The organism is Salmonella sp. A7 (genome assembly GCF_020181675.1).
Classification (GTDB): Bacteria; Pseudomonadota; Gammaproteobacteria; order Enterobacterales; family Enterobacteriaceae; genus Salmonella; species Salmonella enterica.
Map to the genome: position 1 here is coordinate 3196425 of NZ_CP084001.1, position 11306 is coordinate 3207730.

An 11306-nucleotide genomic window follows, 5' to 3' on the forward strand; every position below is an offset into this window, starting at 1 on the left:
CATCCTCTTTCCGTTAGCCCTTTCATTTCTGCCTGTTTCAGACAACGCCGCCTGGCATCGGGTTGATTACTCCCGTCGCCTGTTTCTGCGCCGCTTGTGCCGACGTCGCTCCCGGCACCAGGATAACCTTTCGGCACTCTTCTTCACGTTTTTCGAAAATTTCGTAGCCGCGCGCCGCCTCTTCAAACGGCATATAGTGCGTGACAATCTCCTCCGGCTTCAGCAACCCTTTTTCAATAAGCGGTAATAACTCCCCCAGCCACGCGTGAACATGGGTTTGACCCATTTTAAAAGTTAGCCCCTTATCAAAGGCGTCGCCGAATAAAAAGCCGTGAATAAAACCGGCATACACGCCGGGTACGCTGACCACGCCGCCGCGTCTGACCGCCGCGATACATTGTCGCAGCGCTTTGCCGCTACTGCCTTCCAGTTTAAGGTTCGTCAGCACCGTCTCCGTCAAACTGCCTTTCGCTTCAAAGCCTACGGCATCAATTACCGCGTCCACGCCGCGGTGTCCTGCCGTCTGCTCGATGATTTTTTCCGCCGGATCGTTCTCATCATCGAAGTTGATCGGTATCGCGCCATAGCGTTCTTCGGCGAAACGCAAGCGCCAGGCGTGGTGATCAACGACGAAGATCTGCTCCGCGCCCAGCAGGCGCGCACAGGCGATAGTCAGTAATCCTACCGGCCCTGCGCCAAAAACCGCCACGCTGGAACCTTGCTGAATCTGGGCATTTTTTGCCGCCTGCCAGGCGGTAGGCAAAATATCAGAAAGAAACAGCGCTTTATCGTCAGATAACAGCGGCGGCACCTTAAATGGACCAACATTACCTTTTGGCACGCGAACATATTCGGCCTGTCCGCCGGGAACGCCGCCATACAGATGGCTATACCCAAACAGCGCCGCCGGTGGCGGGATCTGTTTTTTATTCATCGCCGCGCCGTGTCCGTCGTTAGTGTTTTCACACGCTGAATATTGCTGTAGCCGACAGAAAAAGCAGTCACCACAGGCAATGACAAACGGGATAACGACCCGATCCCCTTTCCGAATATTCTTTACATCATGTCCGGTTTCCACCACCTCGCCCATAAACTCATGGCCGAAAATATCGCCATGTTTTACCTGTGGGATCTTGCCGCGATAGAGATGCAAATCAGATCCGCAAATCGCGGTGGCGGTAACACGCAAAATGATATCGTCAGGCTGCTCAATGCCGGGATCGGGTACGTTTTCAACCTTTACGTGATGTGGACCGTGATACGTCAATGCTTTCATGCAGCCTCCGGGGTAACGGTGAATGTTGCGTTCGACTATAAAAGGGTAGCTATCCCGGAGAGACTGCCGGCAAAACAGGCGGCTTTAGGATTTTTCCTGGAAAATATACGATTTTTTAGCGCCAGGTTGTCGCAATATTTAAAATTGCCAGACAAATAGCAGAAAGAAACATTATTATATGCTTGAATAAATTCAGTATTGATTAACAGGGAGTAACGGGTATGTATAAGACAATCATTATGCCGGTTGATGTTTTTGAAATGGAACTTAGCGATAAAGCTATTCGCCACGCTGAGTTTCTGGCGCAACAGGATGGCGTCATTCATCTGTTGCATGTACTGCCTGGGTCCGCGAGCATGAGTCTGCACCGTTTTGCCGCCGACGTGCGTCGCTTTGAAGAACATTTACAGCATGAGGCGGAAACGCGTCTGCAAACGATGGTGGGACACTTCAGTATCGATCCTTCACGAATTAAAACACATGTTCGCTTTGGTAGCGTGCGCGATGTCGTCAATGAGATGGGCGAAGAACTGGATGCGGATGTCGTGGTAATCGGTTCGCGTAATCCGTCCATCACGACACACCTGTTGGGGTCTAACGCCTCAAGCGTGGTGCGCCATGCGACGCTGCCGGTATTGGTTGTGCGTTAACTCTGGTGGCTAAAAACTGACACGCCCTGCCAGGTCGCGCCTGGCAGGGCTTTTTATTGCATCATCGTTAGTACAAATGCCCGATATTCACAATAGTACTCACCGTGTCGCCAAAAAAGACCAGCCGACTCAGAAATACACCAACGAATAACAAGACGAACAGGAGTTTCGGGCGCGAATCACCGTGACGGCTGGCGACAAAAGCGAGCGCAAGGCAAACCAGGCTTGCCAGATAAAACGGTGAAGCCAGCCATGAATGCGCCGTCATCTGCATGACCGTTCCCCCGCTTAACCACACCAGCGGCGCCGCGATAAGTACCGCGATACACACCACAATTCCCTGGCGTAACGCAGGAACGGCAGGCCTGAGTTTTAACAGCGGAATCGCCGCGCAACCCATGACCCATACCGTAATAAAAAATAACAGCATGGTAAATCCATTAGCGATAGCCACCATCGCTGGCGCGGCGTAGGTCATCCCCTGCACCGCCACCAGTAACACGCCGAACACGGAGGCGATAAGAGTCATCGCTTTATGTCCCTTTGCCAGGAACGTTACGCCGACCGCTGCGCCAAACAACGTAGCACCAAGGATTTCCCGACTTAACCAAGCATGTCGCAGATTAATCAGCGCATTATAAGCGCGATCGGGATGCGCCAGATGCAGAATCGCGGCAATAGACGCCAGTGCCAGCACCAGCCCAGTGACCAACCAATAGAAACGCTGGCCTTCCACTTCACCACGCAGCGTACGCCATGTCAGTACCAAAGCCATCCCGACAGACATCTGGCTTAATACCGTAAAAAACACCAGCGGCAGTTCATATTTTTCCATTACTTGTCCTCCGGCTGCTTAGGCTGGCGCGCCAGAATAAAGCGCGTTCCTGGATTGAGCTGTGGCATATGCGGGAACCCTGGCGGATACTGCACCGCATTATCGGGCACAGGATCGACATCCAAATCGATAATCGACAAGGCGCCCACCGGACAGGCGTTCACGCACGCCGGATTCATACCGATATCAAGACGCTCGTAGCACATACTGCATTTTTCCGCTTTACGCGTCTCTTCATTAAAACGCGGCGCGCCATAAGGACAGTTACGAATACAGTTTTTACAGCCGATGCAGCGCTCAGGGTTATGCACCACCACGCCATCTTCACGTTTGGTATAGGCTTCGACCGGACAGGCGGCGACACAGGCCGGATGTTCGCAGTGGTTACAGGCCAGCGAGTAAAACGCCCGCTCTTCATGTGGATAGATGTCTTTATCCAACGGATAAACGTAGCGCCAGAAGCGATCCGGCTCCAGTTGGTTAAAGCTTTTACACGCCATAGCACAGCCGCGGCAGCCGATGCACTTATCGCTATTCACTAAAAACGCACGTCTCATGCTACGGACTCCCCTTTACCGATCAATACAACGTCAGCAAACTGACTGTGGATAGCGGCGCCCGGCGCGCCAGTTTTCATCAGCCCCATATCAGCAGGCGTATCAGCCACGACGTTTTGCACGTTGTACTGCCGTTTCGGGAACCAGGCTTCATACATCACCAGAAAATCTTCCGGCACGTTGGTGGTGACTTTTGCCCGCAGCTCAACTTCACCGGTGCCATTGAAAACTTTGACCAGATCGTTCTCGCTGATGCCTTTTTTCTGTGCGGAAGAAGGATGGATATAAACGAACGGTTCCGGGTAGAACACCTGCATCCAGTCCAGGTTGATAAACTGCGAGTGCAGACCAAACTGCACGTGCGGCGTAAACAGATGGAACGGCAGTTTGCTCTCGGCTTCCGGTTTGTATTCCGGCAGCGCGGTGTGGCCGTTTTTCTCCGCCAGTTCAGATTTAAATTCATACTTGCCTGACGGCGTTTTGAACTTGCGGTCATACCAGGCGGCAGAGCTTGGCAGGATCGCTTTTTTCGGCCCGTCCAGCAGATCGTCCCAGGAAGAGATGCCGAACATTTTCGCCATACCGTCGTTGAACTCCTGATCCAGCCAGCGCTTATGATCGAACTCTTGCGGGAAAGTACAGGAACCCGGCGCCATCTTATTAATGGCGCGCGACAGCATGGTAGCGATTTCAAGGTCGCATTTCGCTTCATACATCGGCTTAATCGCCGGCTGATTAATGGAAAGCCAGTAGTGCCAGTAAGAAGCATCCACGTTCCACTCTTCAAACGCGGTGGTAACGGGCAGCACGATATCAGCGTGTTGCACCGTTTCGTTGAAGAACTGATCGGCGCAGACCACCATTTCCAGTTTTTCAAACGCTTTCTTCATCTTGCTGCGATCGAAATCCTGGGCAAACGGGTTTTTACAGGCGACCCACAGCATACGAACCGGCGGATCGTTGGCCTCCAGAATCCCCTGCGCCGTTTGGTTGATATTCAGAGAGCGATCGGAGTACTGCACGGCGTCGCTGCCAGCGGAAGCCCCGAATTCACTGGTGGTGCCCGCCGCTCCCGGTATGCCAATAGCGCCCTCCGGCGGCTTCTGCAGCATGGCGTTGTAGTTAAAGCCCCAGGTGTGCAGATGACCATAACGCGCGCCGCCGCCTTCGACACCGATGTTGCCGGACATAGCGACAAAGGCATCGATAGCGCGAACGTTGGCGCCGCCGTTGACATGACGCTGCATCCCGTAACCAATCCAGACCGTGGCCGGCTTAACCGCCGTAAACTCTTCCGCCAGCTGGCGAATGACATCCGCAGACAGGCCGCAGATTTCTGATGCCCACTCCACGGTCACATGGTTACGCAGATAGGCTTCAAATTCCGGATAGCCGTGAGCATCGTTGTTGACAAAATCTTGATCCACCAGCCCTTTATCCACCAGGTGGCGCGCCATTCCCAGCGCCAGCGCGCCGTCTGAGCCAGGCCGCACGCGCAGGTAGAGATCGGCTTTGGCGGCAGTCTGCGACAGCAGCGGGTCGATAACCACGACCTTCGCCCCTTTCTCGCGCGCCTGATAGATGTACTTCATGCTGTGCATTGAGCACCAGGCCGGGTTGGCGCCCCAGATAATGATGTATTTCGCTTTCACCATATCTTCCGGGTCGTTACACCACATGTCGCCCATGTCGTAGTTTTGCGCGTCGATACCGGCAGGCCAGCACGGCGTACCGGCGAAACGGGTGGTGTAGCCAAGCGAGGACATCATCCCTTCAACGGCATAGTTCAGCACGCCAAACTTACCGGAATATTTGGTCAGCGCCAGACCGAGCATAGAACCGTCTTTTTTCTTAATCTCCAGCATCCTGGCGGCAATGCGCTGCATCGCCTCTTCCCATGAGATGCGACGCCAGTTGCCGCTACCGCGAACGTCCTGCGCCATGGGATATTTAATACGATCGGGGCTATAAACCCGGCGCGGATAGCTTAACCCTTTGACGCAAGGGGTACCGTGAGTAAATGTTGATTCCGGCGCGCCTTCCACGAAAGTAATGACCCCGTCCTTTACCCATGTCTTGAGGCTACAGGTGTCATAGCAGTTACGCGGACACGCGTTACGATAAATTTTGTACGTTTTAGGGTTAAAGGGAACAGGCGGCTGCGCAAGCGCGCATCGGGAGGTCAGTAATCCTCCGGGTAAAGCCGCAACGGCGCCCAGTGCCACTATCCCCTTTAAAAAAGAACGTCTGTTCAGATGTCCTGTCTCATTACTCATATTGATACTCTCGTTTTAATTCATCAAGCCAATAAAATAAGATGTCCGCCACCGTATATAACGTGGTCGTTTGCGCATGAGTTTTTATTTTTTCGATATATAATGGCACCCACTTTGTTAAATAGTTATTGATATATTGAGTGAGAGTAGTTCGGTATTGTGACGTTTGCCGGATATTAGCCAGTAATAGTGTGGTCAATTCCAGCACGCAGGAAATATGACCGTCAGGGATATTGCTCTCCTGATTAACCGATAATCCCAACGCTGCCATAAAATCCCGTATCTCCAGCGTCGCCTTTCCCATCACCAGCGCATCGTCCTCCAGATACACTGAAGCGAAAGGCGCAGCCAGCAGCTTGCCAGGACCGACGAATAGCGCATTAAAGTCATACTCCGCCTCCAGCCACGCCCGATCGGTAAGGTTTACCGCAGCAGTGGGATTTAATCTCACGTAGGCAGATTTCAGTGAACGACTATCATGAGAATTAAAAAAATCACGCAATGTAAGCCCTGTTTTTTCTAATTCCGTCAGTGATTCATAGATTGAATCCATGAATAAATAACCTCACATACAAATGCAATATAAATCAAGAAAAAAGAATGGGCATGTTAACGGAAGCGCTTAATCTTTCTTTGATAAAAAAACAGAAAAATTCCCGTTAAATCCGTAGAAGAGGTTTTTATTGTTTCAAATTTTAAAAACAGAAGACCGTTGAAATAAAAAACCGTCTGTTATTAACAGACGGTTTCAGAGTATTGATAATGAAGAATGTGTTTTAGCTGGCGGCGAGCCCCAGGCATAAACAGCGCAGGCCCGAATAGCTTACACTATCGGGCCATTTACGATGGCCAGTTAACTGACCTTGCAGGTGTGCTTACTTCTTTTTATGCGATTTTGGTGCGAATCAGATAATCAAAGGCGCTCAACGAGGCTTTCGCCCCTTCGCCTGTGGCGATGATAATCTGTTTGTAAGGAACGGTGGTACAATCGCCTGCGGCGAAGACGCCCTTAACACTGGTTTCACATTTGGCGTCAATAATGATCTCGCCCATGCGGTTACGCTCAAGCGCGCCTTCCAGCCAGTGGGTATTCGGCAACAGACCAATCTGCACAAAAATCCCTGCCAGCGCGACGCTATGAATATCGCCGCTGACACGGTCACGATACTCCAGCCCCACCACTTTCGAACCGTCGCCCTTCACTTCTGTCGTTTGCGCATTCAAAATGATATCGACATTTTTCAGGCTACGCACTTTGTCCTGTAGCACCTGATCCGCCTTCATCTCCGGCGCGAACTCCAGCAACGTAACGTGTTCTACAATACCTGCCAGATCGATAGCCGCCTCAACGCCGGAGTTGCCGCCGCCGATGACCGCCACACGCTTCCCTTTAAATAACGGACCGTCGCAGTGCGGACAATAGGTGACGCCTTTGGTGCGATACTGATCCTCGCCCGGCACATTCATATTGCGCCATTTCGCGCCGGTGGCGATGATGATACTGCGCGCTTTCAAGACTGCGCCGGACGCCGTTTCAATCTGATGCAGGCCACCTTCTGTCGCGGCCGGAACCAGTTTACTTGCGCTCTGGCTGTCGATAACGTCAACGTCGTAATCGCTGACATGCGCTTTCAGCGCGCCCGCCAGTTTCTGGCCTTCGGTTTTCGGCACCGAGATATAGTTTTCGATATCCACGGTATCCAGCACCTGACCGCCGAAGCGCTCGCCCATCAGACCGGTACGGATACCTTTGCGCGCCGAGTAGACCGCCGCCGCCGCGCCCGCCGGGCCGGAGCCGACAATCAGCACGTCATACGCATCGCGTTTGTTCAGCGCTTCCGCCGCACGTTTTTCTGCGCCAGTATCCACTTTAGCGACAATCTCGGTCAGAGTCATACGTCCCTGGCCGAACTCTTTACCGTTGACAAACACCGCCGGAACGCCCATCACGTTACGTTCGGTAATTTCGTTCTGGAAGGTGCCGCCATCAATTGCCGTATGTTTAATACGCGGGTTCAGCACCGCCATCAGGTTCAGCGCCTGCACGACATCCGGGCAGTTATGGCAGGAGAGTGAATAATAAGTTTCGAATTCAAAATCGCCATCAATATCGCGAATCTGCTCCAGCAGCGACTGCGCTTCTTTTGACGGATGACCGCCGGTCCACAGCAGCGCCAAAACCAGCGAGGTAAATTCGTGGCCCAGCGGAGAACCGGCAAAGCGCGGCCCCTGCTGAGAACCTGGATTCGTAATCAGGAAAGACGGCTTGCGCACCGGCAGAGTATTGTCTTCTTTAAATGTGACTTTGTCGGACAGCTCGGCGATTTCAGCCAGCAGTTCCTTGATTTCCGCCGATTTAGCGCTGTCATCCAGCGTGGCAATCAGCTCAACAGGTTTGGTCAGTTTCTCAAGGTAAGCCCTGAGCTGGGTTTTCATATTTGTGTCGAGCATTCTTCTTCCCTCTCTGAAAACATCATCATGCAAGCCGACTTCGCGGGACTGCATTAATACAACTTGCGTCATGGTGCTGAAATGAAATGGGCGCGGGTGCGCCCATGACTGAAACAATTTCCAAAGTATTTCACGTCAGAGTAAGGCGGCTAGCCTGAGAATCCCCGGGAGCTTACTGAAGTAAGTGACCGGGGTGAGCAGGCGACGCCAACGCAGCTATGGCGTGAAAGACGACGGAAATTTAAATTTTACCGACCAGGTCTAAAGATGGAGCCAGAGTCGCTTCACCTTCTTTCCATTTCGCCGGGCATACTTCGCCTGGGTGAGCGGCAACATACTGTGCTGCTTTAATTTTACGCAGCAGGTCAGACGCGTCACGGCCGATACCTTCAGCGGTAACTTCGATCGCCTGGATGATACCCTGCGGGTCAACAACAAAGGTCGCACGGTCTGCCAGACCTTCATCTTCACGCATGTTGTCGAAGTTACGGGTCAGGGCGCCAGTCGGGTCGCCGATCATCGCATATTTGATTTTTGCGATAGTTTCAGAGCTGCTGTGCCATGCTTTGTGCGTGAAGTGAGTATCGGTTGAGACGGAATAAACGTCTACGCCCAGCTTCTGCAGTTCTTCGTAATGGTCGGCAACGTCACCCAGTTCAGTCGGGCAAACAAAGGTAAAATCGGCCGGGTAGAAGAAGAAGACGCTCCAGCGGCCTTCGGTATCTTTCTCGGTGACTTCAATGAATTCACCGTTTTTGAACGCCTGGTTTTTGAAAGGTTTGATTTTGGTGTTAATTAAGGACATCTATACTTCCTCCGTGTTTTCGTTGAGGAGTAAGTTAACGAAATTTTGCTGATTCGGCTAATGCGTTTCCATTATCAAATCAATAAGCGTTAACTAACAACCCGATTCGGGCGACATTGTGAACACTGCGCCCTGTCAGCCATCTAAAGTAAAAAGGCCGCCTGACAGGCGGCCCCATTACCTGAACTACCCGTAGGTAACTTCAGAGCCAGTACGACTCGTCTTGCAAATTACAGACGTATTGTCTGCAACTCGAAATCCATAGCGTATATGCTGGCTAAGTGTTGCGCTCTACATTACCTTAACAAAGGCTGTAACAGCGAAAAGGATTACATCACCCCAGCATAGAAAGGGCAATCCCGGCACGCCAGCTCTTACCTATGTCTGTGATAGGCATCATCATTAATACTCTTTTCGCTTTGATCTTAAAAGGAAAAAATATGATTAAACGTACATTGCTGCTTGCTATGCTGCCCATTCTCGCCCACGCGGAAGAACTGCCTGCGCCGGTTAAAGCCATTGAAAAACAGGGCATAACAATCCTGAAATCCTTCGAGGCGCCGGGGGGCATGAAGGGCTATCTCGGAAAGTATCAGGATATGGGCGTCACGATTTACCTGACGCCGGACGGCAAACACGCGATTTCCGGCTATATGTATAATGAAAAAGGTGAAAATCTTAGCAACGCCCTGATAGAAAAAGAGATCTATGCGCCGGCCGGACGAGAAATGTGGCAGAAAATGGAAAAGGCGTCATGGATACTCGACGGTAAAAAAGACGCGCCGGTGGTGCTGTATGTCTTCGCCGACCCTTTCTGCCCCTATTGTAAGCAGTTTTGGCAGCAAGCTCGCCCGTGGGTCGAATCCGGCAAGGTACAATTACGTACGTTACTGGTCGGCGTGATTAAACCGGAAAGCCCGGCCACAGCCGCAGCGATTTTAGGCGCGAAAGACCCGGCGAAAACATGGCATGACTATGAAGCCTCCGCAGGAAAGATGAAGCTGGAGGTTCCGGCGTCCATCCCCCCGGCGCAGATGAAAGTCATTAATCAGAATCAGCAGTTAATGGACGATCTTGGCGCTAACGCGACGCCAGCAATTTATTACATGAATAAAGATAAGACGTTGCAACAGGTTGTGGGTTTACCGGAAAAAGCGCAACTGGACGCCATGATGGGGCAGCCTTAACGCAGAAATTAGCAAGGCAGAAGCTTAACCGTACCACGCCCGATAGCGCTGCGTTTGTCGGGCCAACCTCCTCCTGGCATTAACGCGACGCCAGACCAGCATATCATCCAGCACAGCTTTTTTAGACTAACGGCGTGATTATAAAAGTGTAAGTTATGTTCGTCTTTACTGTGATTATTTACTCGCTAAAATATTCATAACTGTGGTATTTTAGTTTAAATAAACTCTACATTAAGTTTAATAAACATAATTCTGGTAAATTATTGAGATTAAGTCATAATCATGGAAGATACCATGATTATGCCTGGAAGATACTATGGCTAATCTTTACGACCTTAAAAAATTTGATCTTAACTTGTTGGTTATATTTGAATGTATTTATCAACATTTAAGCATTAGCAAAGCGGCAGAAACTCTCTATATTACACCTTCTGCCGTAAGCCAGTCATTGCAACGCCTGCGCACGCAATTCAATGACCCTTTATTTATTCGTTCAGGTAAAGGAATTACGCCTACCGTAACAGGCATTAATTTACATTATCATTTAGAAAATAACCTTAACAGTCTGGAACAAACTATTAATATAATGAATCAGTCCAGTCTGAAGAAAAAGTTTATTATCTATAGCCCACAGCTGTTGATCACCCAATATGTGATGAAATTAGTTGAATATATTCGCAAAGATTCACAGGTTGAAATTGAACATCACGACATTTTGACCACTGACGAACAGCCTGAAGATCTTCTTGCCTACCGCAAAGCAGATATTGTGGTTTCAATGGCCCCACTCAATAATCGTTCTATTGTTTGTACTCACTTTAATAAGGTGGAATGTATCCTGGCTTGCAGTGAAAACCATCCCCGGCTAGGTGAAACCGCAACTATCGACGAAATTCTACAAGAGTCATTTACGCAATTCGTCGCCCGGAAAAACGATATAAAAGAGCATCATTCAGTTATCCATGATATGCTGGGGGAAAGAATAATTGGTTTCAGAAGCAAATCGCTGATAACCATCGCCAACGCCATCAGCGCCACGGAGCTTATTGGTTTTTTACCACAATCACTTGTTGACTATTACTCATCCACTATCAAACTTAAAAAAGTCTCCATACCTTTTACCATTGCTCCTGTACAACTCTATCTTATGTATAATAGAGCTTCGATGAATAATAGCGGATTTACTGAGCTCATTGAGTACATTACAAAAAAGCATGAATAAAAAGGTCAGGTAACGGGCATTAACATAAATTCAATCTATATATTTAT

The 11306-nt window shown here is 50.4% G+C and carries 10 protein-coding genes; 3 read left to right on the top strand and 7 right to left on the bottom strand.

The features are described from left to right. Positions 1-37: 37 nt before the first annotated feature. Positions 38-1276 carry a zinc-dependent alcohol dehydrogenase gene (locus tag LCS67_RS15735; RefSeq protein ID WP_000646115.1) on the bottom strand — a complete coding sequence of 413 codons (1239 nt, stop codon included), beginning with the start codon at positions 1274-1276 and terminating at the stop codon, positions 38-40. 221 nt (positions 1277-1497) lie between these two features. Here LCS67_RS15735 and uspG point away from each other — a divergent pair, with 221 nt between their 5' ends. Then, positions 1498-1926 (top strand): universal stress protein UspG, encoded by a 429-nt coding sequence (gene uspG / locus LCS67_RS15740; RefSeq protein ID WP_000278499.1) that lies wholly within the window; start codon positions 1498-1500, stop codon positions 1924-1926. Positions 1927-1993: 67 nt separating this feature from the next. Here the strand turns inward: uspG and LCS67_RS15745 are convergent, their stop codons facing one another. The 6 genes from LCS67_RS15745 to ahpC all read right to left on the bottom strand — a co-directional run bounded on the left by LCS67_RS15745 (position 1994) and on the right by ahpC (position 8850). Beyond that, positions 1994-2761: a dimethyl sulfoxide reductase anchor subunit family protein gene (locus tag LCS67_RS15745; protein WP_000417108.1), complete on the bottom strand. Its 768-nt coding sequence runs from the start codon at positions 2759-2761 to the stop codon at positions 1994-1996. Continuing rightward, on the bottom strand, positions 2761-3318 hold the full coding sequence (locus LCS67_RS15750) for a 4Fe-4S dicluster domain-containing protein (RefSeq protein ID WP_001250387.1): 558 nt from the start codon (positions 3316-3318) through the stop codon (positions 2761-2763). Before LCS67_RS15750 ends, LCS67_RS15745 begins: the two co-directional genes overlap by 1 nt. Further along, on the bottom strand, positions 3315-5594 hold the full coding sequence (locus LCS67_RS15755) for a molybdopterin-dependent oxidoreductase (RefSeq protein WP_080183811.1): 2280 nt from the start codon (positions 5592-5594) through the stop codon (positions 3315-3317). The genes LCS67_RS15750 and LCS67_RS15755 overlap by 4 nt, the downstream gene beginning before the upstream one ends. Further along, on the bottom strand, positions 5587-6147 hold the full coding sequence (locus LCS67_RS15760) for a molecular chaperone (RefSeq protein WP_100521825.1): 561 nt from the start codon (positions 6145-6147) through the stop codon (positions 5587-5589). Before LCS67_RS15760 ends, LCS67_RS15755 begins: the two co-directional genes overlap by 8 nt. Before the next feature lie 332 nt (positions 6148-6479). Further along, entirely contained in the window at positions 6480-8045 is a 1566-nt protein-coding gene (ahpF, locus tag LCS67_RS15765; protein ID WP_000887644.1) for an alkyl hydroperoxide reductase subunit F, read from the bottom strand. Positions 8046-8286: 241 nt separating this feature from the next. Next, positions 8287-8850, bottom strand: a complete 564-nt coding sequence (gene ahpC / locus LCS67_RS15770; RefSeq protein ID WP_000052802.1) for an alkyl hydroperoxide reductase subunit C — start codon at positions 8848-8850, stop codon at positions 8287-8289. 440 nt (positions 8851-9290) lie between these two features. On the opposite strand from ahpC, the gene dsbG reads away from it, so the two are divergent. Together dsbG and citR are read left to right on the top strand one after the other, a co-directional pair. Further along, a complete protein-coding gene (gene dsbG, locus LCS67_RS15775) occupies positions 9291-10037 on the top strand; it encodes a thiol:disulfide interchange protein DsbG (RefSeq protein ID WP_000597129.1) in 747 nt (248 codons plus the stop codon). A 316-nt stretch (positions 10038-10353) separates the two neighbouring features. Then, positions 10354-11259 carry a DNA-binding transcriptional repressor CitR gene (gene citR / locus LCS67_RS15780; RefSeq protein WP_000002494.1) on the top strand — a complete coding sequence of 302 codons (906 nt, stop codon included), beginning with the start codon at positions 10354-10356 and terminating at the stop codon, positions 11257-11259. Positions 11260-11306 lie beyond the last annotated feature (47 nt).